The organism is Arthrobacter sp. B2060, from assembly GCF_059090445.1.
On sequence record NZ_JBNHFR010000005.1, the window covers coordinates 165812 to 191580 of the forward strand.

Consider the following 25769-nt stretch of genomic DNA (forward strand, 5'->3'; position numbering starts at 1 on the left):
GGAAGCAAAGGCCGATCCCAAGAGGTGCGCCCATGGGAGGTACCCCCGACACGGCAGAGCCGGGGACTCCCGGCTCTGCCAATCAGTTGGTCTTGGCGTCGACGACCGTCAGGGCGGTGGTGGACGTGTCGTCCGCCGAAAGCACGGGCCGGGACGCTTCCCCCTTGTCCCGCCCTGGATCGTTGTCCCGCTCTGGATCGTGGTTCCGCGTGCCCAGGTTGTCCTGCCCTTCCTGAGGGCCAGGGCTGTCCTGTTCTTCCTGCAGGTCCTGTGTGCCCGGGCTGTCGGGCACCACGGTCTGCTGGCCGGACTCTTCCACGGGGATGGGCGTGACATGCACGGCGGCCAGAGCCGGTGCCGGGATGGGTTCGACCGTGACCGCGCCGCGTCCCGCCGTTGCCGGGCCGTCCGCCGCCTGCCCGGCAGGGACTGCCCGGGGAGCTGCCGGCACAGGCGGTGCCGACGGCTGCGGCAGGGGCTCCACGCTGATTGGCTGTCCGCCATGCTCGGCGATATCGTCCGCCAGGGTGGCCAGCATGGATTCCGCTTCGACGATCATGCTGCGATCGTTGGCCGCAATCCCCTTGACGAGGTATTGGGCCAGGGCGAATTCCGCCGAGAGCGCCGCCCGCCGGAGCAGGTGGTTGTCCGGGGCGTCCCGCCGGTGCTCGCTGTAGTGGCGCACCACCGCGTCCACGAAGTCCTGCTCGTTGGAGGCAACAAGCCACGCAAGGTCATCGGCAGGGTCGCCGATCCGCAGGTCGGTCCAGCCGGTGACGGCCGTGACCCGGTCCTCTTCAACCAGCAGGTTGTCTTCGTGAAGGTCGCCATGGACCACACAGGGATTGAAACGCCACAGCGAGACGTCTTCCATGGCGTGTTCCCAGCGGCGGAGCAGCAGCGGAGGGATTTTTCCGGTGGTTGCCGCCATGTCGAGCTCATTGAGCCTGCGCTGCCGGAACTCATTCGGCGTGTAACTGGGCAGATCAGCATTGCTGACCAGCGCGCGGGGAAGATCATGGATGGCGGCCAGTGCGGTGCCGATCTCCTTCGCGAGCTCCTGCGGGCCGGCAGTGAGCTCCTCGACCGTGCGCGTGGCACCGTTCAGGTGGGAATACACAAACGTGGTCAGGTTCTCCTGCCGTACCGTCCCGGCGACGGTTGGCATCAGAAAAGGCAGTTCGGCCCGGATGGCCGGGGCAAAGGCCCGGAGTACCAGGAACTCCGTCTCAAGCCGGGTGCTGGCCTCTGCATGCCGGGGCGAGCGGACCCGCCAGCGCTTGCCTTCAGAATCGAGGAGGAGTGCCGAGTCGAAGTCCGCGGGGTCGTCCGGGGCGGAACTCACTGCGGTCGGGCTCAGTCCGGGGACTGCCGCGGTTGCCACAGCTGCCAGTTCGATCGGTTCTCTTCTCACGCTTCCACGGTAGATTGACTCACGTCCAAGACAACGATGTGCCGCGGCGAGTCTTGAGATCCGGCGGAAATAACAGCGTTCCGGAGACGGTGCAGTTCCCGGGACCGGGCCGGGGAAATGTGAATTGTCACCCCGAGTCAGTACGGTGGATACATGAGTCATGCGGAGGCCGCTGCGCCGGTCATTCAGCCATCCGGCGGGCGGCGGGAAAATCACCTCCCCGCGGGTGATCTGCCGGCGAACCACTTGTTCGACACCGTGCTTCCCGTGCGTCCGGCCCTCTTGAACCGCGGATCCGTGGAGCGGATGAAACCGGGCTTTGTCGACGAACTGATGGCAGCAGGCCACGCACGGGCAATGGTGCTCTCCGGCCGGCAGGCCCTGGTCCGGGACGATGCGCTGGTGCTGGCGGATGCTGCGGAGCTGCGGGGACGGCTGCAGGACGTCGACTCGGGGCCAGCACTGGTCGTCTACCTGGGCTCCGCCCTCAGCTCCAGTGCGCTGCCGGAAGGCACTCCGATTCTTCTTTTCATCCTGCCCGAACCGGTGGATCCCGGCTCCGCCGGACTGCCCGCGGATGGCTCATGGGAAGGCTTCCGGGACGTCGCCGCCCGGCTGGACCCCACCCATACGGCGCTCTTCGTCGAGGCGAGCGCCATTGCCAACTGGCATGCCTCCCATACGCATTGCCCCAGGTGCGGCACGCCCACCGTCGTCGAGGCGGGCGGCTGGGTCAGGCGCTGCCCCGCTGACAACTCCGAACACTACCCCCGGACCGATCCCGCGATCATCGTCACCGTGGTGGGCCCGGACGGCCGGCTGCTGCTCGGCGGGGGAGGGCCCCTTGACGCCAAGAACTACTCCACGCTGGCGGGGTTCGTGGAACCGGGGGAGGCCCTTGAACAGGCGGTGGTCCGCGAAATCCACGAGGAAGTGGGCGTGCGGGTCAAGGCGTGCCAGTACCTGGGCTCCCAGTCGTGGCCGTTCCCCGCCTCCCTCATGCTCGGCTTCACGGCTGCTACGGATGACACCGAGGCAAGGCCCGACGGCGTCGAGGTCACCCGTGCGCGCTGGTTCAGCCGGGAAGAACTCCAGGCGGCCGTGCTGAGCGGGGAGATCGTGATTTCCAGCAGATTGTCCATCGCCCGGTCGCTCATTGAGCACTGGTACGGCGGAGTTATCCAGGACCGGCCCGCAGACGAATGACGCTGCGTGCAGCGTCAGGGCAGCTTGCCTGCCCGCTATCGCCGTCGCCCTGTGCGGGTACGGTACACCATCCCTCCTTTCGACTGAGCAGCAGAATTGACTACAGAAATTCCTGACGGCAATGCCTCCCTGGAGGACCGCATCCTTGGCGGCCTCGACGCCGAGCAACGTGAAGTCGCCAGCACCCTGACCGGACCCCTGTGCGTCCTTGCCGGGGCCGGCACCGGCAAGACCCGTGCCATCACGCACAGGATCGCCTACGGCGTGCACTCCGGGGTCTACAGTCCGCAGCGGCTGCTGGCTGTGACCTTCACCGCCCGGGCGGCGGCGGAAATGCGCAGCAGGCTGCGCGACCTCGGGGCAGGCAACGTCCAGGCCCGCACCTTCCATGCCGCGGCGCTGCGCCAGCTTCAGTTCTTCTGGCCGCAGGCGGTTGGCGGGACGCTGCCGAACCTGCTGGACCACAAGGCGCAGATGATCGCAGAGGCAGCCCGCCGGCTCCGGCTGAGTACGGACCGTGCTTCCATCCGGGACCTGGCCTCGGAGATCGAGTGGGCCAAGGTTTCGATGCTCACGCCGGCCAACTATCTCGAGAACGCGCAGGACCGGGGAAACCCGGGCGGCTTCGACCTCACCGCCGTGGCACGGGTGTTCCAGTCCTACGAGGACGTCAAAACCGACCGCAACGTGATCGACTTCGAAGACGTCCTCCTGATCACCGTCGGCATCCTGCAGGAGGATCCCAAGGTGGCCGCCACGGTCCGGGAACAGTACCGGCACTTCGTGGTTGACGAATACCAGGACGTCTCCCCGCTGCAGCAGCGGCTCCTCGAACTGTGGCTCGGCGGCCGGGATGAGCTGTGTGTGGTGGGCGATGCGAGCCAGACCATCTATTCCTTCACGGGCGCATCGCCCAAGCACCTGCTGGGCTTCAAGGCCATCTACCCCAACGCCAACGTGGTGAAGCTGATCCGCGATTACCGCTCGACGCCGCAGGTGGTCCAGTTGGCTAATGACCTCCTCGCGGGTCGCCGCAGTGGTGGGCCGGTTGCCGATGCCGCCTGGGCCGCGCCGCTGAAGCTGGTTGCCCAGCGGGAGGCAGGCCCCTTGCCGCAGTTCACCGAGTGCTCGGATGACGAAGCCGAGGCGGCAACCGTGGCGCAGAAGATCCGGGCCCTGTTGGATTCCGGTGTTCCGGCGAGTGAAATCGCGGTTCTGTTCCGCACCAACGGGCAGTCGGAAGCGTATGAACAGGCCCTTGCATCAGCAGGCATCGGCTACCAGCTGCGCGGCGGCGAGCGCTTCTTCGCGCGCAAGGAAGTGCGCGACGCCATCCTGCAGCTGCGGGCCGCCACACGTGCAGTGGCGGAATCGTCGCCGCAGCCCCTGGGCCAGATCGTCCGGGACATCGTGGCGTCCCTCGGCTACACGGACTCCGCCCCGCACAGCGGCGGCGCGCTCCGGGAGCGCTGGGAATCGCTGGCGGCCCTGGTGGCCCTGGCCGATGAGCTTGTTCTGAGCAGGGGAACCGCGTTCAGCCTCGCGGACTTCGTCAACGAACTGCAGGAACGGTCGCTCGCCCAGCACGCGCCCACCGTGCAGGGCGTCACGCTGGCTTCGCTGCACGCAGCTAAGGGCCTCGAATGGGATGCGGTTTTCCTGGTGGGCCTCTGCGAAGGACTGATGCCCATTTCCTTCGCGGATACTCCGGAGGCAGTGGATGAAGAGCGCCGGCTCCTTTACGTCGGCATCACCCGGGCCCGAGAGCACCTGTCACTGTCATGGTCCACGGCGCGGACGCCGGGAGGCCGGGCCAACCGCAAACCCTCCCGGTTCCTGGACGGACTGCGGCCGGATTCCGTGGCAACCTCCGCCGCAAGGGGCAAAGGTCCTGCGCCGCGCCGCAAGGCCGCTGTTCCCGCGTCCTGCCGGGTCTGCGGCAGCATGCTGTCCACCGGAGCAGAGCGGAAGGTGGGTCGCTGCAGCCAGTGCCCGCCAACATACGAGGAGCAGACCTTCACCGCCCTCCGCGAATGGCGGCGCGACGTTGCACAGTCTGCTGATGTGCCGGCCTTCGTCGTCTTTACCGATGCGACCCTTACCGCCATCGCCGAGGCACGGCCATCATCCCTGGAAGAGCTGGCACGGCTGGCAGGGGTGGGCCCGTCCAAATTGGAGCGCTACGGCGAAGCAGTCCTGACAGTCCTTGCCGAAAGCGACGCCCTCTGATGGCGGACGTGCAGCTCAGAACGCACGACGGCGCGCCCGTCGTCGTCCGCCGGTCGGCCAGGAGGCGCCGTACAGTAGCCGCGTTTTGGGAGAACGGAACCGCCGTCGTCGCCATCCCGGCAAACTTCAGCAGGGCACAGGAAGCCGAATGGGTGCGCCGGATGCTGGACAAACTCAGGGTCCAGGGGGACCGGCAGTCCAAAGGCGGGCGGCGTCCCGCCACCGATTCCGCCCTTGCCAGCCACGCGGCTGATCTCTCGGCACGGTATCTCGGGGGAAGGGCCGTGCCGACGTCGGTGCGCTGGGTCAGCAACCAGAACTCGCGGTGGGGGTCGGCAACCCCTGCTGACGGGTCCATCCGGCTGTCGGACAAGCTCCGGCCCATGCCGCAGTGGGTCATCGATTACGTGCTGCTCCATGAACTGGCGCACCTGCTGGTGGCCGGACACAACGCGTCCTTCTGGCGGCTCCTGGAGGCATACCCCGAAACCGCGCGGGCCAAGGCCTTCCTGGAAGGTGTCTCTTTTGCGACCTCACGGGGAATAACTGCCGACGGGGCTGTCCCGGGGGACTGACCCGTCAGCAGTGCTGTCCTGCCCCGGAGGGGCGGGCGCGCCCTGGCCCTCCCGGGCCGGACCTCCGAGGCCGGCCCCCCCGAGGCGAGGACGCAGCGGCCGACTTACTGGCCGCCGTCGTCCTTCTTCGTCCCGTCGGCGTCCTGTGTACCGTCGGCGTCCTTTGTACCGGCGCTGTCCGCCGTACCGCCGTCGTCTTTCGTGCCTTGTTCCGCGCCGCCAGCCGCGCCGCCGGCCGCGCCGCCGGCCGCGCCGCCGTCGTCCGCAGCGCCCGCCTCGGGAGTGTCGAAGCCGCCATCCAGGAGCTTCATCAGGGCATCATCCACTTCGCTGTCGCTGGCCTCTGCCAGCTGGCGGCGTCCACTGAAGCCCTTGGGGTCGTCCAGATCCTCGGCGGTGGGCAGCAGGTCAGGGTGCTTCCAGATGGCGTCGCGGCCCTCGATGCCGCGTTCCTGCTTGAGCGAGGCCCACAGCGTTGCCGCTTCCCGGAGCCTGCGGGGACGCAGCTCGAGACCCACCAGCGAGGCGAAGGCATGTTCGGCCGGACCACCGGTGGCACGGCGGCGCCGGACCGTTTCGCGGAGAGCGCCGGCGGAGGGGAGGACCTTCTCCGTGGCCGCCGCGGTGAGTTCATCAACCCAGCCCTCAACGAGCGCCAGCGCGGTTTCCAGCTTCTGGAGGGCCTGCTCCTGCGCCGGAGTCCGCTTGGGCATGAAGACGCCCTGCGACAGCGCCTCCTGGATGCCCTCGGGGTTGCTGGGGTCCAGGTCCCGGGCCAGCTCCTCGATCCGGGACGTGTCGATGTGGATGCCGCGGGCGTAGGCCTCAATCGCGCCCAAGAGGTGCCCCCGCAGCCAGGGGACCTGGACGAAGAGGCGGGCGTGGGCCGCTTCGCGGACCGCAAGGAACAGGCGGATGTCATTTTCCGGCAGGCTGAGGCCCTCTCCGAATTTGGCCACGTTGCCGGGAAGAAGTGCCATTTCCAGGTCCGCGAGGGGGACGCCGATGTCCGTGGAACTGACTACCTCCGCGGAGAGCGCACCGATGGCCTGTCCCAGCTGCATGCCGAAAATGGCGCCGCCCATGTTCTGGAGCATGGAGGAAGCGCCGCCCATCATGGACTTCATTTCCTCGGGCATCTGCTCGGTCATGGCGCTGGACAGCGCGTTGGCGACGCTGTTGGCCACCGGCTCGGTGAGGCGCTTCCACGTCCCGAGCGTCTCCTCGACCCACTCCGCACGGGACCAGGCCTTGCCGATCAGGCCGGTGGCCGGCAGATCCGTCACCTGGTCCAGCCAGAGCTCGGCCAGCCGGAGGGCCTCATCCACCTCCCTGGACTGGGCCTGGGTCACGGACGGGTCGGTGCTGCTGGCAGCCACCCGCCGGGCATTGTCATGGGCAAGCTTCCAGTTCACGGGCCCCTCGGAGGGCGCGCTCATCATGGCCTGGACCTGCGAGAACATCTGGGCCAGGAGGTTGGGGTCATCGGGCAGCCCCGCGGCCTTGGCCAGTTCGGAGGGGTCGATGTCGCCCATGCCCTTGCCGCCCATGAGGTTCTGCAGCATTTCCGCCAGCGGATCCTTGGGATTGTCGTCGCCGTTGGACGGATTGAGTGGGTTGGAGGTCATGATCCCGCCGATCGTCGGTGTGACTATTGATCACCTTCACGCTACCCCTGCGCGAGAGCGGCTGTCTGCCGAAAGACGGTCCGTTCGCTGTAGGCAAAGAGCTTTAGCCGCGCCCGGACGCGTAGTGTTAGTAGTCGGAATGTTTGCAGGCTGCACCGGGCCGTCCGCTTGTTGCAGCCCCAGCGCCGCGGACGTTGACTCTGGCGCGGAGAGGTCCTTCAGTGACGATAACCAAGGGCGATCAGCCCTCAGACGAGTCCGCGGCTCCTGCCGCGGGCAGCGAATCGGCGGGTACCGCCGGATCGGGCCCTTCTACGGCGCGCGATCCCCGGGTTTCCGCCATGATGCTGTCAGGGCTCATTGCGCTCGTCCTCGGAGTCACCTCCGCCGTGCTGCCGGTCCCGTACGTCGTCGAGTCGCCGGGACCCACGTTTAACACGCTGGGAAAGGACAACGGCAAGCCGGTCATCAGCATCACCGGGCGCGACACCTATCCTGCCGAGGGGAACCTGAATCTCACCACCGTCTACGTCGACGGCGGCCCTAACGGACCGGTCAGCGTATTCGAAGCCTTCTCAGCCTGGCTCGACGGTTCAAAGGCCGTCTATCCGCAGGAGCTCATCTTCCCCACGGGCCTGACCAAGGAGCAGTCCCAGCAGGAGAGCGCAGTGGCCATGACCACCTCGCAGGAGAATGCCGTGGCCTCGGCGCTGAAGGAACTCAACATACCCTTCGGGCAGAAGCTGGAGGTCGCCGACCTGTCGGAGGGCTCCGCCTCGCAGGGGAAGCTGAAGCCCGGCGATGTCTTCACCTCGATCAATGGCAAACCGATCAGCGCACTCGCCGTTGTCCAGGACGAACTGGCTGCCGGAGCGGGCAAGCCCGTCGTCGTCGTCGTAGAGCGCGAGGGTAAGACCATCACGGAAACGGTAACCCCCGCCCGGAGCGATTCCGGCAGGTTCATCCTGGGGGTCCTCCTCAAATACCGCTTCACCTTCCCGTTCGACGTCAAGATCTCATTGGAAAAGGTGGGAGGACCGAGCGCCGGCTTGATGTTTGCCCTGGGCATCATCGATACCGTGACCCCCGGCGACCTCACGGGCGGCAAGCACATCGCCGGAACCGGAACCATCACGCCGGACGGAGTAGTAGGACCCATCGGCGGAGTGGCGGTCAAGATGCACGGCGCCCGGGCCGACGGTGCCACGATGTTCCTCGCACCGGCAGCAAACTGCTCCGAAGTTTCAGGGAATGTTCCAGAGGGCCTGCAGGTGGTTAAAGTCGAGAATCTGGACGAGGCGAAGCGCGCTGTGGAATTGGCCGCAAGAGGCGGGGACACATCGGGTCTTCCCGCCTGCGCAAACAACTAGACTAAAGGCAGGAACTAAGGCCCCTCGCCGCTCGTGGCAATAAATAACAGCCGCTGTCGGGTGTGTGGAGGGCCGAGCAAGCTGACACGTGCTCTGCGCCCACGGTGCAACGCACCATGCATGCTGGTCCCCGGAAACTCAAAAATATGACAAAGCTATGAGGTACAGAGTTTGTCCCGTCCTGCCAGCCCCACCCCGCCCGGAAGACTCCAGCCAAAGCGCGGTGCCTTGACGCCGACGCTCATTGTCGTTGCGCTGGTTGTCGTCGGCTTCATCTTCTTCGCCAACGTGTGGACGGACGTCCTCTGGTACCAGCAGTTGGGCTTCTTTGAAGTCTTCCTGACGGAAAACGTGGCAAGAATCACCATCTTTGCCGCGGGTTTCGCGGTCATGTTCGCCGGCGTTTTCTACGCCATCCGGATCGCGTACCATTCACGGCCGGTGTACGCCCCGGATTCCGAAATCCGGGACAACCTCAACCGCTACCAGGCCCAGCTTGAACCAGTGCGGCGGGTGGTCATGGTCGGCCTTCCGGTGCTGTTCGGACTCTTCGCCGGAAGCGCCGCCTCGAGCCAGTGGCAGAAGGTGCTGCTGTTCTTCAACCAGGAGTCCTTCGGGCAGAATGACCCGGAATTCGGGCTGGATATCAGCTTCTACCTCATGACGCTGCCGTTCCTGGGCTTCATCGTCGGGTTCCTCATCAGCGTTGCGGTCGTTGCCGGCATCGCCGGCATCCTGACCCATTACCTGTACGGCAGCATCCGGATCATGGAACGCGGGATCTTCACCAGCCGCGCCGCGCAGATCCACCTTGCCGTGACGGGCGCATCGTTCCTGGTGCTCCTGGGCATCAACTTCTGGCTCGACCGCTACGCCGCCGTCCAGAACAACAGCGGCAGGTGGGCCGGTGCGCTCTACACAGACGTCAACGCCGTCATTCCCACCAAGGCGATCCTGGCTGTTGCTGCCATCCTCGTTGCCATCCTGTTCATTGTTGCCGCTGTCATCGGCAGGTGGCGGCTGCCGCTCATCGGAACGGCGATGCTGGTAATCACCTCCATCCTCGCCGGCGGTGTCTATCCCTGGGTCATCCAGCAATTCCAGGTCCGCCCGTCGGAGCAGACCCTCGAAAACGAGTACATCAAACGCAACATCGGCATGACCAGGGCGGCCTACGGCCTCGACCAGGTGCAGGTGGAGCGTTACAACGCCACCACCAACGCCGCCTCCGGTGCGCTGGCAAAGGACGCGCAGACCACCGCCAATATCCGGCTGCTGGACCCGAACCTCATTTCGGATGCGTTCTCTCAGCTCGAGCAGTACCGGCCGTACTACCAGTTCCCGAACGCGCTGAACGTAGACCGGTACCTGGTTGATGGCAAGGTCCAGGACACTGTCATCGCCGTGCGCGAACTCAACCCCGAGGGATTGAGCCCAGACCAGCAGTCCTGGCTGAACACCCACGTCGTTTACACGCATGGCTATGGTGTGGTGGCGGCGAAGGGCAACAAGTTCACCGCCGACGGCAAGCCGGAGTTCCTGCAGTCAGGCATTCCGTCCACGGGTGTCCTTGGTACGGACGAAACGTACGAGCCCCGGATCTACTTTGGCGAGGACTCGCCGGAATATTCGATCGTGGGCGCCCCGGAAGGGGCACCGCACCGCGAGCAGGACCGTCCCTCTGGCAAGGACACGGGCGGCGAGACCCAATACACATTCACCGGCAACGGCGGCCCGAACGTCGGCAGCTTCCTCAACCGCGTGCTCTACTCGATCAAGTTCCAGTCCTCCGACCTCCTGCTGTCCGATGGTGTGAACCCGGCCTCGCAGATCCTCTACGAACGCAATCCCCGCGAGCGCGTGCAGAAGGTGGCGCCGTACCTGACGGTCGACGGGAACGCCTATCCCGCCGTCGTTGACGGCCGCGTCAAGTGGATCGTGGACGGCTACACCACCAGCCAGTACTACCCGTACTCCCAGCAGGAACAGCTGTCGGATGCCACCACCGACTCGCAGACCACGGCGGGACGCACAGTGGCCCTGCCCAACAGCTCGGTGAACTACATCAGGAACTCGGTGAAGGCCACCGTCGACGCGTACGACGGCTCGGTCACCCTGTACGCATGGGACGACAAGGACCCGCTGCTGAAGGCCTGGCAGAAGGTTTTCCCGACGTCACTGAAGCCGTACTCCGAGATGTCTGCCGCCGTCATGAGCCACGTCCGGTACCCGGAGGATCTGTTCAAGGTGCAGCGCGAACTGCTGGGCCGCTACCACGTGACCGACCCGGTCAGCTTCTACAAGAACGACGACGCCTGGAGCGTTCCGAACGACCCCACGGTTTCGGAGGACGTAAAGCAGCCGCCGTTCTACATGTCCCTGCAGATGCCCGGCCAGGAGAAGCCCGCATTCCAGCTGACGTCGTCCTTCATTCCCCAAGTGGTTGACGGCAACGCGAGGAACGTCCTGTACGGCTTCCTGGCGGCCGACTCGGATGCCGGCGGCCAGAAGGGCGTGAAGGCAGAGTCATACGGAAAGCTCAGGCTCCTCCAGGTGCCGCCGGAAGCACAGGTGCCCGGACCGGGCCAGGCGCAGAACAAGTTCAACTCCGATCCGACCGTTTCGCAGGCCCTTAACCTGCTCCGCCAGGGCGCCTCGGATGTCTTGAACGGCAACCTCCTCACGCTTCCTGCCGGCGGAGGCCTGCTGTACGTCCAGCCGGTGTACCTACGCTCCACCGGTGAAACGTCCTACCCGACACTGCAGCGCGTGCTGGTTGCCTTCGGCGACAAGATCGGCTTTGCCCCCACCCTGGACGAGGCCCTCAACCAGCTCTTCGGCGGTGACTCCGGAGCCGCGGCCGGTGACTCGGCCAACAACGGGCAGACTCCTCCGGCGCCGGGCGGAGGAGGGACTCCTGCCCCGGGAACAACCGACGCCCGCGCCGAACTGAAGGCCGCCTTGGGAGAGGCCAACGCAGCCATCAAGGCCGGGCAGGAAGCACTGGCCAAGGGCGACTTCGCGGCCTACGGCGAGCAGCAGAAGAAGCTGAACGCGGCACTGCAGAAGGCCATCGACGCCGAGGCGAAGATTGCCGCCACCACTCCGGCCTCGGAGCAGTCCCCGTCCGCCACCCCCGCCCCGACCCCCAGCAGCTGAGCAGGTGGGCAGCTGAGCTAGTGGGAATCTGGACCGGCTGGCAGCCGGCCAGGTGCCAGGACGCTGAACTGAGTCACCAGTAGTGAAGGCCCGCCGCCGGCTCCCGTGAGGGAGCGGCGGCGGGCCTTTCCTGTTGGCCTGAAGTCTGCCTGCCGTAGAAGGGGCAGCGGCCCGAGACGCAGATCACGTCGCCTCGATTTGGCCTGCTGTTCACCGGCCGGTAGAGTTGTTCTTGCGACGCGGGGTGGAGCAGTTCGGTAGCTCGCTGGGCTCATAACCCAGAGGTCACAGGTTCAAATCCTGTCCCCGCAACTGAGAGAAGGCCCGGATCACCATCAGGTGGTCTGGGTCTTTTGCTGTCTCTGGGGACTGGCTGAAGAGTGCCGGGGCGCAGCCAGGGGGCGGTCCGGGGGTGGCGTCGGCGGCCGCGAAAGTAGGGTAGAGTTGATCAAGCGACGCGGGGTGGAGCAGTTCGGTAGCTCGCTGGGCTCATAACCCAGAGGTCACAGGTTCAAATCCTGTCCCCGCAACCAATGACGAAGCCCTGGCCGGTGTGAACCGGCCGGGGCTTTTCGTTTCCCGGTAGCTTTTGTTCACGTTCTGGCACTTCCTAGTATTCTCTTCGCAGGGCCCGGAGTGTTTCGGCCGGGGCAGTTGCCCGTCTCAGTCATTCTCGAGAGGAATGTAGTTTCGATGTCCACAACGAAGAACAAGTCCGGCACGGCGAAAGGCAAGCGGTCCAGGCTCTACTGGACGGTGCCGGCGGTCCTCGTGGCCGCAGTGCTGGTGGTTCTGCTCGCAAAGTGGGCCACGGGCCTTTCCGGCGTTCAGTCCTTCCTGTCGGACTACCCGGGACATTCCGAACTTCCCGGCGGCGCACCGGTCGGCTTCCCGGCCTGGCTCGGATGGCAGCACTTCCTCAACGCCTTCCTGCTGCTGCTCATCATCCGCACGGGCTGGCAGGTACGGACCACCACCCGTCCGGGCGGCTACTGGACGCGGAACAACAAGGGCCTCATCCGGACTAAGACTGCACCCACGAAGATCTCCCTGGAGCTCTGGTTCCACCTGACCCTCGACGTTCTGTGGATCCTCAACGGCCTCGTTTTCGCGGTCCTGCTCTTCGCCACAGGCCAGTGGATGCGCATCGTGCCCACCAGCTGGGACGTCTTCCCGAACGCGCTGTCGGCTGCACTGCAGTATGCCTCGCTGGACTGGCCCACCGAGAACGGCTGGGTGAACTACAACGCCCTGCAGCTGCTGGCATACTTTGCTACGGTCTTCATCGCGGCCCCGCTGTCCTTCATCACCGGTCTGCGCATGTCAGCGGCCTGGCCCAAGAAGGCGGCCGGGCTGAACAGGGCCTTCCCGATCGAAGCGGCGCGCGCCATCCATTTCCCCGTGATGGTCTACTTCGTCGCGTTCATAGTGGTGCACGTGTTCCTCGTGCTGGCGACCGGCGCGCTGAGGAATCTGAACCACATGTATGCCGCCAGCGACGACGCCGGCTGGGCCGGCTTCTGGATCTTCGCGGCGTCAGTCGCAGTCATGGTCGCGGCATGGTTCCTGGCCAGGCCGCTGTTCCTGCGCCCCATTGCTTCTCTGATGGGCAAGGTTACCAGCCGCTGACCGCAGACGCCGCAAGCGCCTCTTAGCCGTCCTTTAGCTGCTGGTAGGCGTCCAGCGCCCGTGCGCGTGACTCCTGCAGCCCCACGAGCGGTGCAGGATAGCCTCCGGCAGCTGTGGCGTTCTTCCACGGCTCATGGACGGCTTTGTCGTCCAAACCGGCGAGCTCGGGGATGAACCTGCGCAGGTATCGGCCCCGGGAATCAAACTTCTTGCTCTGGGTGACGGGGTTGAAGATCCTGAAATACGGCGAGGCATCCGCCCCGGAGCCGGCCACCCATTGCCAGTTGGCGGGGTTGCTTGCGGCATCGGCGTCAACAAGTGTGTCCCAGAACCACGCTTCCCCCAGGCGCCAGTCGGCCAGCAGGTTCTTCACCAGGAAAGACGCGGCGGCCATGCGGACGCGGTTGTGCATCCACCCCGTCTGCCACAGCTGACGCATGCCGGCATCAACGAGCGGATAGCCGGTGCGCCCCTGATGCCACGCTGCGAGCTCGGCGGCGGACGGTGTTTGCCAGGCAAAGCGGTCAAACTCGCGGCGGTAGTTGTCCGTGGCGAGGCCGGGGTTTTCATAAAGCAGGTGCCAGCAGAATTCCCGCCAGCCAAGCTCGCTTCGGAAGATGCCGACGTCGGCAGGAGCGTTCCGTGGGAAGCGCTGGCGGAGCGCCTGCCAGACCCGGAACGGGCTGATTTCGCCAAAGCGCAGGTGCGGGGAGAGCCGGCTGGTGCCTTCCACTGCGGGCAGATCACGTCCGGTGCCGTACTCCTCGACGGGTCCGTCCAGGAATTCCTCCAGCCGCAGGCGCCCGCCACGTTCCCCCGGCGTCCAGGTTTGGGCGAGCCCGCGGCTCCAGTCGGGCCGCCGGGGGAGCAGCCCCCAGCTGTCGAGACTGTCGCTGCCCGGCAGGGAACCGCCGGCACCATGTGCCGGTTCGGGGAGACGCGTGGGGGCGTCCACCGGCCTCCGTGGCTCCGCAGCCGCCAGGCAGGACCGCCAAAACGGTGTGAACACCTTGTACGGCCCGCCCGTTCCTGTTCGGACAGTCCATGGTTCGAAGAGGAGATTCGCCTGGAAGCTGGTGGCAGTGATGCCCTGCCCGGCGGCCCATTCCTTGATGCCGGCGTCCACGGTCCGTTCGCCTGGACCGTAGCGTCTGTTCCACAGCAGCGTCCCTGCTTCTGTCTCCTCGGCCAGGCTACGGAGCACGGCGGGGGCGGCACCGCGGCGGAGCAGCAGGCTGGAGCCTTTGGATTCCAGTTCTGCGGAAAGCCGGGCCAGCGAATGGTGGAGCCACCATTTCGCCGCTCCGCCCAGCGGACGGATGCCGGGGGAGTCCTCATCAAGGATGTAGACCACAGTCGTCCGGTCCGGGCGTGAGGCTGCGGCGGAAAGGGCCGGGTTGTCGTCGAGGCGAAGGTCGTCCCGGAGCCAGACAATCGTTGAAGCCATGGCCCCACGCTACATGCCGCGGGAACGGAGAAGGCCGGGATCCTCAGATCCCGGCCTTCTCCGTACCAACTATCCTGCTCAGGGTTCCAGGCTGTTCTTGGTTCCTACAGCTTGTCGAAGTCGGCCTCGTCGACGGTCGATCCGACGGCTGCCGAATCGGACGCCGCACCCCCGGCGCCGATGGCAGGCTTGGCCCCGCCGGACTTCAGCGCAGCCAGGCGGGCCTCAATCTCGGTCTGCTCGCCAAGGTCTTCAAGCTGGTTGAACTGGGCATCGAGGCTCGACGCGGCGAGCTCCTGCTGGCCGAGGACTTTTGCTTCTTCGCGGCGGATTTTTTCTTCAAAGCGGCCCACTTCGCTGGTGGGGTCCATGATGTCAATGCTCTTGAGGGCGTCGTGCACCTGGGACTGGGCGGCGGCAGTCTTGGAGCGGGCCACCAGTTCGTTGCGCTTGCTGGTGAGCTGGTTCAGCTTGCCCTTCATCTGGTCCAGCCCGGTCTTGAGGCGCTCCACAACTTCCGCCTGCGACGCGATGCTGGGCTCGGCGGCCTTGGCCTCGTTCTCAGAGGCGATCTGTCGCTGCAGCGCCACCTTGGCCAGGTTGTCGAACTTCTGGGCGTCAACGGTGTCGCCGGCGCTGCGGTACTCATCGGCCTTGCGCGACGCCGCCAGAGCCTTGTTGCCCCAGTCCTGGGCGTTCTTCACATCCTCGTTGTAGTCCTGCTGCAGCATCCGAAGGTTACCGATGGTCTGCGCCACTGCCGACTCGGCTTCGGCGATGTTGTTGGTGTAGTCCCGCACCATCTGGTCCAGCATCTTCTGCGGGTCCTCGGCCTGATCGAGCAAGGAATTGATGTTCGCCTTTGCGAGCTGCGCCATGCGGCCAAAAATGGACTGCTTAACCATGGTGTTACCTTTCGTCCTGCTCAGTTTTCCCACTGAATCCAGTGATCAGTTGATATACCGCTTCTACCCGCCGTCCGGAAGGTCCCGGTTCGGCGGAGTCTCTCTGCCGGCTAGAAGTCCCCGCCTCCGCCGAAGTCGCCGCCCCAGTCTCCGCCGCCGTCTCCGCCTCCGAAGCCGCCGGCATCACCGCCTCCGCCGTCGCTGTGGCCGCCGCCCCAGCCCGCTCCGCCTCCGCCGTTCAGGATGGAGTTGATGAGGATACCGCCGAGGATGGCGCCGCCGAGGCCTCCGCCTCCGCCACCGCCGAACATGCCCCCGCGGCCGTAGCCCTGGTTGGCGTAACCGCCAAAGTTGTCGACGTCGGATTGAGCCACGTGCGCCGCCTGCGCAGCCAGGGCGTGGGCCTGCTGGGCGTAAGTCAGAGCCGTGACGGGGTCATTGCGTGAAATGGACAGAGCGTAGTCGAGGTTCCGCTGTGCTTCGGCCAGGCGGGTCCTGGCTTCCGTCCCCACGCCGCCGCGCCGTGCGGTGATGTAGTCCGAGGTGGCGCTGATCTGCGCCTGCGCGGACATGATGGTCTGCTGCAGCGAGGCCTGCGCACGGCGTGCCTGCTCCTGCTGGTCGCGTATGCCGCTCAGCGAACGGTCCAGCGACTGGTGGGCGGCTTCCACCCGTTCAAGTGTGGCGATCGGGTCAATCCGGCCACCCTGGATCTCGGTTTTCACCTGGGCGAGTGCCGCCTCGACGCCTGCCACGGGACCGGCAAGCTCCGGGTGTGCACCGGACTGGATCAGTGCCTTTGCCTGGGCCAGGTCCTGGGAGGTGTCCACAACGGCGGCCTCGAGCCCCTTCCGGGCATCGTCCAGGCTGCCGGACACCTTCGAAATGGCGTCGAGGAGCACGTTGGTCTGGTGCAGGCTTTCCTCAGCGGCGCGGACGGCCACAGCGGCCAGGCTTCCCTCGCCGGCATCCAGCTTCTCGCGCGCGGTGCTGCTGGCGTTCTGCACGAAGGCGAGCCGTTCCTTGGCCTGCGTGATGTTGTCCGCCACCTGGACGAGTGCGCTCTCGGCGTACTTGCCCCGCAGCTCCGCGAGCGTGCGCTCAGCGGTGGTGATCTTCGCGTCGGCAGCGGCCGCCCCGGAATCAACGGCGGCCAGCGCCTGTGGCGCATTCTTTTCGAGCTCGCGGAGCGAATCGAAGTCCGCCTTCTGCTCCTGCAGTGACGCCAGGGCAGCTTCCGAGCGGCGGATGATCTCGCCCAGCCAGGTGCGCTGCTGCTCCTCGGTGTCCGGGATGTGGTCGTCCAACTGCTGCTGCAGCTTGAACGATTCGGACATGTGGGCTTTGGCCTCCTCGAGCGCCTTCGTGAAGTTTCCGACGGCGGCCTCGCCGTACTGCGCTTCGGCGAAGCCAAGTTCCTGCTCGCTCGACTTGATGGCGTCGTCGGCTTCGATCAGCAGCGAACCGCTCTTGCGGCGGAGTTCCTCGATGCTCAGCGAAGCAAGGGGATCGAGCTCGGCGCCCTGCGGACCGTAGCTGGCACTGGAGGCCTGGGCGGCCTTCTTGCGCCGGTTGCGGAGGTACAGGTACGTTCCGGCGCCGCCGGCGGCCACAACGCCCACGCCAACCAGCACAGCTGTGCCGGCACCGTCGCCCGACGGAACGTTGCCGCTTCCGCCGCCGGCTGCGTCGCCGATGGCAGCGGCAGTGTCGATGGCGGCTTGGGCGTAGTCACCGTTGCGGAGCTGCGGATCCACGGCGCTCTTTACGATCGTGTCACGCTGTGCGTCGGTGATCTTGCTGCCACTGGGCTTGCTCAGCTGATATTGCCTGACGCTTGGGTCTGTGGCAACAGCCAGAACCATCGCGTTTGAGCGCAGATTTGCCTTCTGGGCCACTTGGGCGGTCCAGGCAGTCCCGTCCGTCGGGTTCTCGAATTTCTTGACGTACACGACATGCAGTGTCATGGCGTGGTCCGTGCCGAGCTTCTTGATGGCCGTTTCGACGTCGGCCTTCTTGCCGCCGAGTACACCGGCGGTATCGACAATTTTGGTGACAGGATCGAGTGTGACCGGATTCTCGGCCCAGGCTGCTGTGGCAGGAAGCGCCAGCATTCCAGTCAGGCCGATCACGGCGAATACACGTTTCAACATTGACCGCATGGCAACCCTTCAGCACGCCGCGACTGGTTCAGGATGAAACAGCCGTCTCAGAATGCAGCAGCGCCCCCACGCCGGGTGTAAAGCCGCAGGTCGCTGTGGCAATTCTTCTTGATTCTATGGTGCACCAAGGGGACCGTCCACGGCCGGGAATATGCCACCAGCGAAAAGCGCTTTCACGCTTAGGAAACCGCCAAAATCGCAGGGGGTGTGCGCGCTCAGGAAGCTCTCAGCAAACGTCCGCCCTAGTTTCAGTCAGATCGTCCATAGTTAATACAGACGAGGATGAAAGGAAGTCCAATGACTGAGAACCCAATACCGGGGTCAGCTCCTGAGAACCGAGATCCTGCAGGGCGGCCCGCTGATCAGACGGCTCGGCCGGCGCGCCCGGAGGGTCTCCAGCAGGGGGAAAACCAGGAAAGCCAGGACAGCCAGGAGAACCCCACCTTGCGGCTGGACCGGCCGGAAGAAGCCGGGGACAACCGGAGCCACGGACCCCACGAGCCTGGCAACGGGCAGCACCAGCCCAGCACCGGACCGCATCCCGAATACCCGCAGCATGCTCCCTTCTATGGCCAGCACTCCGGTCCTGCGACCCAGCAGTTCGCTTCTGCGCCGCAGCATGCCCCCCAGCACACCGATGCGCACGGCCACCAGCCCGTGCTCGCCCAGTACGCCGCCCACTCCGCGTTCCAGGACAACCGCGCCAACGCCCCCAAACGCAAGGCCACCTTTGGCGTGGGCACCCTGGTTGCCAGCATCCTCGCCGCAGGCCTCGTGGGCGGCGGCGTGGCAACGGTAGGCGCCGGAAATCTGTTCGACGGCGGGACCGCGCCGACGGTCAGCACGGGTAGCCAGCCCGGGACTGTCATCGTCAACAACAAGGATGACGTCAACGCCATCACGGCGGCGGCCACCAAGGCAACGCCGAGCGTTGTCACCATCAAGGCCACGAGCGGCAGCGAAGGCGGCACCGGCTCGGGCGTCATCATCGACGACCAGGGGCATATCCTGACGAACACCCATGTGGTGACGCTGGACGGCACCGTCGCCAACGCGGACATAGAAATACGGACCAGCGAGGGCCGGGTGCTGTCTGCAAAGCTCGTTGGAACTGATCCGCTGTCCGACCTCGCCGTGATCAAGGTGGACAACCCCTCAGGTCTTACCCCCGCCACGCTGGGCGATTCGAGCAAACTGAACGTCGGCGATACCGCGGTGGCGATCGGCTCGCCGCTTGGCCTCAACGGCACAGTCACCGACGGCATCGTTTCCACCCTCAACCGGACCATCAGCGTCGCTTCGTCGGCAGCGCCCAAGGGCGGTCAGGACAACTCCCAGGGCGGTGACCAGGGCTTCGAGTTCGCGCCTCCGGGCCAGGGACAGGGCCAGAGTTCGGCGAACAAGGGCTCAATCGCCATCAACGTGATCCAGACAGATGCCGCCATCAATCCGGGCAACTCCGGCGGTGCACTGGTGAACAGCAAGGGTGAGATCATCGGCGTCAACGTGGCTATCGCATCGGCCGGCGGCAGCTCGGCGGCGACCGGGACGGGCAATATCGGCGTCGGTTTCAGCATCCCGATTAACCACGCCAAGCGCGTGGCCCAGGAAATCATCGAAAATGGCAAGGCCACCCACGGCCAGCTCGGAGTCAGCGTCAAGGAGAAGTCCTCCACAGATTCGAGCACCGGCTTCTCCATTGGGGCGGATGTCGCCACGGTGGAGGCGAATTCCGCGGCTGCCAAGGCAGGCATCAGGGTCGGCGACGTCGTCACACGCTTCAATGACCTTGCTATCAGTGACCCAAACCAGCTCACCGCGGCAGTCCGCGAGCAACCCGCAGGTGCCTCCGTCAAGATCACCATTCAGCGCAACGGCCGCGAGCAGCAGCTCGACGTGACACTGGGAGCCGCAGCGGAACAGTAGGGTAACCCCAGCAGAAGCGCTACCGACGGCGGGACTCACCGGAAAGGTGGGTCCCGCCGTCGTTGTGCGTCAAGCCGGGCGCCAGGTTGACACAGGCGTTAACACGGGGCGGCATCGGCACGCCCCTATATGGTTAGCTAGGAGCTACCCGTACCCCGGGCGTTCCGCGGCCATGACCTCACCCGGCTGGCTATCCACAAGCATGGAAGGCTGCTGTAAATACAGTGGAAGAGACATTGAAGATCATCGTCCTGGTCAAGCATGTGCCGGACGCCCAGTTTGACCGGCACCTCACTGGCGAGGGCCACACGACAGACCGCGACGAGAGCATCCTGTCCGAGCTGGACGAATACGCCCTGGAGGCCGCGCTGCAGCTGATCGAGGCGCGCGGCGGAAGCAAGGCCGGCAACAAGGTGATCGCCCTCAGCATGGGGCCGGCAGGCGCCGTGAACGCCATCAAGAAGTCCCTGCAGATCGGAGCCACGGAGGGCGTTCACCTCACGGACGAAGCACTCACCGGTTCGGACGCCGCTGCGACGTCCCTCGCACTCGCGGCAGCAGTCCGGCACCTCGGCGCTGACACCCCCGTGGACCTCGTCCTCACCGGCATGGCCTCCACCGACGGTGAAACATCCCTCGTGCCGGCCCAGCTCGCCGAGCGCCTCGGACTGCCCCAGGTGACCTTCGCTTCCTCCCTCGAGGTCGACGGCGGACGGGTCAGCGCGCGCCGTGACGCGGACACCCACTCCGAAACCGTGGAGGCGTCCCTGCCCGCTGTGGTGTCGGTGACGGACCAGATCAACGAACCCCGCTATCCCAACTTCAAGGGCATCATCGCCGCCAAGCGCAAGAGCATCACCACGCTTTCGCTGGCTGACATCGGAGTCGATCCGTCACAGGTGGGCCACGCCGGATCGTGGACGACGGTGACGTCGGCCGAGGAACGCCCGCCGCGCACGGCCGGCACCATCATCACGGACGAAGGCGACGCCGGCATCAAGCTGGTGGACTTCCTGGCCGCCCAGAAGCTGCTCTGAGAGGGATCACATCACATGGCAAACGCACTTGTATTCATTGACAACCCGGGCCAGGCCCTCAAGAAGAGCACCCTGGAACTCCTGACCATCGCCCGTTCCCTCGGGGAGACCGCCGTCGCCGTCAACGGCGAACTGCACGACGACGCCGCTGCCACCCTGGCTGCCTACGGTGCCGCCGCCGTCTACCGGCCGTCCGCGCAGGACCTGGACGACTACCTCGTGGCCGCCAAAGCGGCGTTCGTGGCGGCATCGGTCGACAAGTCCGGCGCCACAAGGGTGCTGCTGGAAAACTCTCCCGAAGGCAAGGAAATCGCGGCGCGGCTCGGGATCCGCTTGAGCGCCGGTGTGATCACCGACGTCGTCGCAATCGACGCCGACGGCACCGCCCACAAGTCTGTGCTGGCAGGGTCCTACGCCACCGCGGCGAAGGCTACCACGCCTGTCAGCGTGTTCTCGGTCAAGGCCAACAGCGTGAACCCCGAGCCGGCTGCCGCGCCGGCAACGCCCGAAACCGTGACGGTTGACGTTCCCGCCGATGCGGCCGCCACGGCTGCCCGGATCACCGCCCGCGAGCAGAAGGTCGCGAGCGGACGCCCGGACCTCACGGATGCACGGATCGTAGTGGCCGGCGGCCGCGGCCTGGACGGGGACTTCACCCCTGTCGAGGAACTGGCTGACGCCCTCGGCGCTGCAGTGGGAGCATCCCGCGCGGCCACCGATGCCGGCTGGATCAGCCACGACGCCCAGGTGGGCCAGACCGGCAAGGTCGTCTCCCCGCAGCTCTACATCTCAGCGGGAATCTCCGGTGCCATCCAGCAGAAGGCCGGCATGCAGACGGCCAAGGTCATCGTTGCCGTGAACAAGGACGCTGAGTCGCCGGTGTTCGAAATCGCGGACTTCGGCATCGTCGGCGACCTCTTCAAGGTACTCCCGCAGGCCACTGAAGAAATCAAGAAGCGCAAGGGCTGATTCCTTGACCGCCCAAGCTCCAGCACAGAGCCCGTTCAACCCGGACAAGCACCGGGTTGAACGGGTGCTCTGTTTCGCGGCCCATCCTGACGACATCGACTTTGGTGCCGCAGGCACCATCGCTGCCTGGACCGCCGCCGGCGTCGAGGTCAGCTACTGCATCATGACCGACGGCGACGCGGGCGGGTTCGACCCGGCCCACCGGGAAGAAATCGTTGCCCTGCGGGCGGCCGAGCAGGAGCGTGCGGCAGCGCTCGTCGGGGTCACCGACATCCACTACCTCCACGAGAGGGACGGGTTCCTCGAACCGAACCATCTGGTGATGTGGGGAGTGGTGAAGCTCATCCGTGAAATCCGTCCCGACGTCGTGCTGTCCCTGCATCCCGAGCGCAACTGGAACCGCATCCAGAAGAGCCACCCCGATCACCTGGCAGTGGGCGAGGCGGTGACGCGGGCGATCTACCCCGCCGTGGAAAACCCCCACGCGTATCCAGAACTCGCGGAGTCCGGGCTGGACGCCTACAAGGTCCCGTGGCTTTGGCTGTTTGCCGGGCCGGAGGAGCGGGAAAACCATTTCGTTGACGTCACTGAGCATGTGGAGAGCAAACTGGCCGCCCTCCACGTCCACGTCAGCCAGCATCCCGATGCCACCGCCATGGAGAACACGGTGCGGAACGGCATGGTGCTGAACGCGCAGCGTGCCGGCCTGCCCGAAGGGCGCAGCGCCGAGGCATTCCACGTCGTAGCCATCAACGGCCCGGGAACGATCGCCGGCTTTTAGGCCAAGGCGCCAACACCGGGGCGTTGCCGGATGCTGACGCGCCGCTCAGGCGTTGAGCGGTGCGTCAGCGACCGTGGGCGATGTCGGGGCAGCTGAGCCGCCGGCCGGTTCAACGGTGATGCCGAGCGCGGCAGCGAAACTGATGCCCTTGACCACTGCAGGCTTTGACAGTGCTTCCTCGTCCATGAGCCCCTGGGAAACCGGAGTGGATCCGTCCTTTGGAATCAGCCACATCTGGTACACCTTGCCGGGCGGGGGCGCGGGTACGTCCTTCATCCGTACGACCAAAGCGTCCTTCGACGACGATATGGACACGGTGGCCGTGCCGCCGCCGCTGACCTCGACGGTCGCCTGGCGCACGTCCTGCGCCTGGAGTACCTGGGTCAGCGGATCACTCTGGTTGGCCATGTACGCGCCGACGCCCACGCCGCCCAGGGCGATGACGGCGGCGGCAGCAACGCCAATGAGCCAGGCCCGCATACCGGAGGGCCGGCGCCGGACGTTGCGGCGTTCCCGGGCGGCAGCAAGATCATCCGCCGCAGGTGGCTGTGCGGCCGGTGCCTCAGCGTGCTCCGCGGCAGGCTGCACCGGAAGCTGGGCGACTATCCGGCCGAACAGGTCTGCCGGAGGTTCCTCCTCTGCGGTGAACGCCATGGCCAGTGTTTCCCTGGCCTGGCGGACCCGTTCATTGAAGGACTCGCGCTCGGACTCCGGAGCAGTTCTGACGTACTCTTCGATGGCCCGCCGCTCCGCGTCACTCACGGCATCCAGGGCATAAGCTTCGGCGAGTTCCACCGCGCGGCCGGCGGTCAGGTCAGTGGAAATGTCGGCAGCGAACCCCCGAGGCAACCGGCGGCCGTTCGTATCGTTCGTTTCGCTCATTTCAACTCACCCCCAAGCAGTTCTTTAGTCGGATCAGTCCGTCGCGGATGCGGGACTTGATGGTAGGTATGGCAGCGTCGAGCTTTTCCGCAACTTCCCGGTAGGTCAGTCCGCCGTAGTAGGCCAGCCGCACGGATTCCTGCTGCGTTTCCGTCAGCGTTCCCAGGCACCGCGCCACGGCTTCGGCTTCCAGTCTGCTGTCCACCTCATCAGCCACGGAATCGTGGTCGATGTCCTGGCTGCTGGCGCCGTACCTGGCCTCACGGTCACTGGAAGACTGCGATGACCGCACCTTGTCCACGGCACGCCGGTGGGAGATGGTCATGAGCCATGCCAGGGGACTTCCGCTGGCGGAGTCGAATTTGGCGGCGTTTTGCCAGACCTGCAGAAAAACCTCTTGCGTGGTGTCTTCGCTGAGCTCCGGATCGATCAGGACGCGCCTGGCCATGCCGTATACCCGGCGGGAGGTCAGCCGGTAGAACTCGGCGAAGGCCTGCTGGTCGCCGGTGGCGATGCGCTCCAGCATTGCCGCCAGCTGGCCGTTCAGGTCGACGGCGCTGCCTGGCGGCGCTGGGGCGCCAAGGTTCGGCGCGTTCGGAGTTTCCATCACTGTCAAGCATAGGTCTCCGGACGTCCCCTGTGGGTCCCGCCCGGAGACGGCAGCACTGTTGCGGGCAAAACCCGGTGTTGGCCTGCCCGCACGTAATGTTTTCACCTGCCGCTCCTCATCCCTGGGATCTGACCTCAGCAGTGATTCGGTGCGGGTGGCGCACCGGATGGGTGCGCCTGGGCGTTGTCAGAGCGGCCGAGTCAGACCTGGCCCGTCAGACCTTGGCGCCGGCGAAGCCCTGCTGGCGCCACGCCTCGTACACCGCGATGGATGCGGCGTTGGCCAAATTCAGTGACCGCAGGGAGGGCAGCATGGGCAGCCGCACCCTCGAGGTCACGTGGGGATCGTTCTTCACATGTTCCGGCAGGCCCACCGACTCCGGGCCGAACAGCAGCACGTCGCCTGGCCGGTAGGCGATGTCCGTATACGATTTTTCGCCGTCGGAGGTGAAGGCAAAGACCCGCTCCGGCTGCAGGGCCTGCCATGCAGACTCGAGGTCCGGATGAACGGTCACGACTGCAAGGTCGTGGTAGTCGAGCCCCGCCCGGCGCAGCTTGGCATCCGAGAAATCGAAGCCCAGCGGCTCAACGAGGTGGAGTTCGGCCCCGGTAATGGCGGCAAGGCGTATCGCGTTGCCGGTATTGCCGGGGATTTCAGGGGTATGGAAGAGGATGCGGAACACTGTTCAATCCTAGTACCGGGTGAGTCTTGGGCCGTTTTTGGTTCAGTGCATCCCCCTCAGCAGCCTGGCCAACACCGGGACGTTGACAGTATTGGGGGCCGGGCCGGAAGCGAGGAATTGCTTGAGACCCCTGGCGAGCCCTGCGGCGTTGACCACCTGCACCACGTCGGAGGAAGCGCGGGACCGGCGGTGGTGGTCGATGACCGGTTCGTGTAGGTTGCCGTCGGGGCTGTGGACCACTGTCCAGCCGGTTACGTTCAGTTCGGGGAAGATGTCCTGCATCGCCCAGACAACATGGGTCAGCTGCGGGGGAGCGATGGACCGGCTGCCATGCCTCAGCGTGGCCCCGTCCCAGGCGTAGGCGCCTTTGGGCAGGAGCATGGACCCGATCAGGGCCAGCCGGTAGCCCGAGAGTACTGCGTGATCGATGTGGCTGTTGTCCGCGGGAGACTGCAGCCCGTTGATCAGCCGGGCTGCCGGCATGGCCGGGAGAACCTGCCGGCTGATGAGCTGGACAGTGCGCATTTCCCGCTGGATCCGGGCTTCGGCCCCGAAGATGCCACGCTTCCTTGGCATCCCGTGGACCTGCCGGCTGGCCACGTCGAAGGGGATCAGCGGGGCAGCACCGGGCGAATCAAACGGAGGCACGTAGACCGGATCGTCACCGGATGTGTTCCGCGGAGTGCCGGGCCGGTGGATCGTCGCAGAGGCATGGCTTCCTGCGGCCGGCGCATCAAAATGGGCCTCTTCCGCTCCCTCCCTGCTCCGGTGCCTGGCTCCTGTCGCGTAGGAGCGGTCGTAGGCAGCCCGTCGCCGGGGGTCGATCAGCGTTTCATAGGCAAGGGTGACCTGCCGGAAGGCGGCGGCATCACCGCCGTGGTCAGGATGCGAGACCCGTGCTGCCCTGCGGTAGGCCACCTTGATCTCTTTGTCCGTTGCGGTCACGGGGACGCGGAGTACCTCGTAGTGGGAGCTGTTTCCCTCGGTCAAGCACGGTCCTTCGGTTGATGTTGCCAGCGCACGCACGCCGCCCGGTCTGCCAAGCATATCGGCCGGTAATGCCGGACTAGTCAGACAACGTCCATGCCTGTATCCCGGGTTCCCGGCCGGCCATGAGGGCCGGCCGGCGGCGTTTAGACTCTTCGAAGGACCATGGCG

19 protein-coding genes and 2 tRNA genes are annotated in these 25769 nt (G+C 65.9%); 12 read left to right on the forward strand and 9 right to left on the reverse strand.

Annotated elements, in window-relative coordinates; all coding sequences use genetic code 11:
* Positions 1–82: 82 nt before the first annotated feature.
* Positions 83–1414, reverse strand: a complete 1332-nt coding sequence (locus AC5RUM_RS11255; RefSeq protein ID WP_494035004.1) for a macrolide 2'-phosphotransferase — start codon at positions 1412–1414, stop codon at positions 83–85.
* A gap of 153 nt (positions 1415–1567) precedes the next feature.
* On the opposite strand from AC5RUM_RS11255, the gene nudC reads away from it, so the two are divergent.
* The 3 genes from nudC to AC5RUM_RS11270 all read left to right on the forward strand — a co-directional run bounded on the left by nudC (position 1568) and on the right by AC5RUM_RS11270 (position 5424).
* Positions 1568–2620 carry an NAD(+) diphosphatase gene (gene nudC, locus AC5RUM_RS11260; RefSeq protein WP_494035005.1) on the forward strand — a complete coding sequence of 351 codons (1053 nt, stop codon included), beginning with the start codon at positions 1568–1570 and terminating at the stop codon, positions 2618–2620.
* 96 nt (positions 2621–2716) lie between these two features.
* Entirely contained in the window at positions 2717–4849 is a 2133-nt protein-coding gene (locus AC5RUM_RS11265) for an ATP-dependent DNA helicase UvrD2 (protein ID WP_494035006.1), read from the forward strand.
* Positions 4849–5424: a M48 metallopeptidase family protein gene (locus tag AC5RUM_RS11270; RefSeq protein WP_494035007.1), complete on the forward strand. Its 576-nt coding sequence runs from the start codon at positions 4849–4851 to the stop codon at positions 5422–5424. Before AC5RUM_RS11265 ends, AC5RUM_RS11270 begins: the two co-directional genes overlap by 1 nt.
* A 104-nt stretch (positions 5425–5528) precedes the next feature.
* On the opposite strand, the gene AC5RUM_RS11275 is transcribed toward AC5RUM_RS11270, so the two are convergent.
* A complete protein-coding gene (locus AC5RUM_RS11275) occupies positions 5529–7052 on the reverse strand; it encodes a zinc-dependent metalloprotease (RefSeq protein ID WP_494035008.1) in 1524 nt (507 codons plus the stop codon).
* 221 nt (positions 7053–7273) lie between these two features.
* On the opposite strand from AC5RUM_RS11275, the gene AC5RUM_RS11280 reads away from it, so the two are divergent.
* The 5 genes from AC5RUM_RS11280 (at position 7274) to AC5RUM_RS11300 (ending at position 13210) form a co-directional block, all read left to right on the forward strand.
* A complete protein-coding gene (locus tag AC5RUM_RS11280) occupies positions 7274–8422 on the forward strand; it encodes a YlbL family protein (RefSeq protein ID WP_494035009.1) in 1149 nt (382 codons plus the stop codon).
* A gap of 171 nt (positions 8423–8593) precedes the next feature.
* Entirely contained in the window at positions 8594–11581 is a 2988-nt protein-coding gene (locus AC5RUM_RS11285; protein WP_494035010.1) for a UPF0182 family membrane protein, read from the forward strand.
* Between the two features lie 238 nt (positions 11582–11819).
* Positions 11820–11893 (forward strand) — tRNA-Met (locus AC5RUM_RS11290).
* Between the two features lie 144 nt (positions 11894–12037).
* Positions 12038–12114 (forward strand) — tRNA-Met (locus AC5RUM_RS11295).
* A 160-nt stretch (positions 12115–12274) separates the two neighbouring features.
* Positions 12275–13210 carry a cytochrome b/b6 domain-containing protein gene (locus tag AC5RUM_RS11300; RefSeq protein ID WP_494035011.1) on the forward strand — a complete coding sequence of 312 codons (936 nt, stop codon included), beginning with the start codon at positions 12275–12277 and terminating at the stop codon, positions 13208–13210.
* Between the two features lie 22 nt (positions 13211–13232).
* Here AC5RUM_RS11300 and AC5RUM_RS11305 read toward each other — a convergent pair whose 3' ends face one another.
* The 3 genes from AC5RUM_RS11305 to AC5RUM_RS11315 form a co-directional block, all read right to left on the reverse strand.
* Positions 13233–14657, reverse strand: coding sequence for a cryptochrome/photolyase family protein (locus AC5RUM_RS11305; protein ID WP_494035012.1), 1425 nt, complete (start codon positions 14655–14657; stop codon positions 13233–13235).
* A gap of 104 nt (positions 14658–14761) precedes the next feature.
* Positions 14762–15562, reverse strand: a complete 801-nt coding sequence (locus tag AC5RUM_RS11310; RefSeq protein ID WP_494035013.1) for a PspA/IM30 family protein — start codon at positions 15560–15562, stop codon at positions 14762–14764.
* 110 nt (positions 15563–15672) lie between these two features.
* Positions 15673–17724, reverse strand: a complete 2052-nt coding sequence (locus AC5RUM_RS11315; RefSeq protein ID WP_494035014.1) for a TPM domain-containing protein — start codon at positions 17722–17724, stop codon at positions 15673–15675.
* A gap of 297 nt (positions 17725–18021) precedes the next feature.
* Here AC5RUM_RS11315 and AC5RUM_RS11320 point away from each other — a divergent pair, with 297 nt between their 5' ends.
* From AC5RUM_RS11320 to AC5RUM_RS11335, 4 genes are all read left to right on the forward strand, one after another.
* Positions 18022–19650, forward strand: coding sequence for a S1C family serine protease (locus AC5RUM_RS11320; protein WP_494035015.1), 1629 nt, complete (start codon positions 18022–18024; stop codon positions 19648–19650).
* A 236-nt stretch (positions 19651–19886) separates the two neighbouring features.
* Positions 19887–20687, forward strand: coding sequence for an electron transfer flavoprotein subunit beta/FixA family protein (locus AC5RUM_RS11325; RefSeq protein ID WP_494035149.1), 801 nt, complete (start codon positions 19887–19889; stop codon positions 20685–20687).
* A 15-nt stretch (positions 20688–20702) separates the two neighbouring features.
* Entirely contained in the window at positions 20703–21656 is a 954-nt protein-coding gene (locus AC5RUM_RS11330) for an electron transfer flavoprotein subunit alpha/FixB family protein (RefSeq protein WP_400578653.1), read from the forward strand.
* Between the two features lie 4 nt (positions 21657–21660).
* The gene (locus AC5RUM_RS11335; protein WP_494035016.1) at positions 21661–22437 is read left to right on the forward strand and encodes a PIG-L deacetylase family protein; all 777 of its coding nucleotides are present in this window, start codon (positions 21661–21663) and stop codon (positions 22435–22437) included.
* Between the two features lie 45 nt (positions 22438–22482).
* On the opposite strand, the gene AC5RUM_RS11340 is transcribed toward AC5RUM_RS11335, so the two are convergent.
* From AC5RUM_RS11340 to AC5RUM_RS11355, 4 genes are all read right to left on the reverse strand, one after another.
* Complete coding sequence (locus AC5RUM_RS11340; protein ID WP_494035017.1) at positions 22483–23319, reverse strand: anti-sigma factor; 837 nt, start codon at positions 23317–23319, stop codon at positions 22483–22485.
* Position 23320: 1 nt separating this feature from the next.
* A complete protein-coding gene (locus AC5RUM_RS11345) occupies positions 23321–23926 on the reverse strand; it encodes a sigma-70 family RNA polymerase sigma factor (RefSeq protein WP_494035018.1) in 606 nt (201 codons plus the stop codon).
* A gap of 217 nt (positions 23927–24143) precedes the next feature.
* Positions 24144–24611, reverse strand: a complete 468-nt coding sequence (locus tag AC5RUM_RS11350; protein ID WP_494035019.1) for a tRNA (cytidine(34)-2'-O)-methyltransferase — start codon at positions 24609–24611, stop codon at positions 24144–24146.
* 42 nt (positions 24612–24653) lie between these two features.
* Entirely contained in the window at positions 24654–25601 is a 948-nt protein-coding gene (locus tag AC5RUM_RS11355; RefSeq protein WP_494035020.1) for a J domain-containing protein, read from the reverse strand.
* Positions 25602–25769 lie beyond the last annotated feature (168 nt).

Coding starts and splice junctions, on each gene's coding strand:
- nudC (WP_494035005.1), top strand. CDS start 1,568: ATGAGTCATGCGGAGGCCGCTGCGCCGGTCATTCAGCCATCCGGCGGG.
- AC5RUM_RS11270 (WP_494035007.1), top strand. CDS start 4,849: ATGGCGGACGTGCAGCTCAGAACGCACGACGGCGCGCCCGTCGTCGTC.
- AC5RUM_RS11275 (WP_494035008.1), bottom strand. CDS start 7,052: ATGACCTCCAACCCACTCAATCCGTCCAACGGCGACGACAATCCCAAG.
- AC5RUM_RS11300 (WP_494035011.1), top strand. CDS start 12,275: ATGTCCACAACGAAGAACAAGTCCGGCACGGCGAAAGGCAAGCGGTCC.
- AC5RUM_RS11305 (WP_494035012.1), bottom strand. CDS start 14,657: ATGGCTTCAACGATTGTCTGGCTCCGGGACGACCTTCGCCTCGACGAC.
- AC5RUM_RS11310 (WP_494035013.1), bottom strand. CDS start 15,562: ATGGTTAAGCAGTCCATTTTTGGCCGCATGGCGCAGCTCGCAAAGGCG.
- AC5RUM_RS11315 (WP_494035014.1), bottom strand. CDS start 17,724: ATGCGGTCAATGTTGAAACGTGTATTCGCCGTGATCGGCCTGACTGGA.
- AC5RUM_RS11320 (WP_494035015.1), top strand. CDS start 18,022: ATGACTGAGAACCCAATACCGGGGTCAGCTCCTGAGAACCGAGATCCT.
- AC5RUM_RS11330 (WP_400578653.1), top strand. CDS start 20,703: ATGGCAAACGCACTTGTATTCATTGACAACCCGGGCCAGGCCCTCAAG.
- AC5RUM_RS11340 (WP_494035017.1), bottom strand. CDS start 23,319: ATGAGCGAAACGAACGATACGAACGGCCGCCGGTTGCCTCGGGGGTTC.
- AC5RUM_RS11345 (WP_494035018.1), bottom strand. CDS start 23,926: ATGGAAACTCCGAACGCGCCGAACCTTGGCGCCCCAGCGCCGCCAGGC.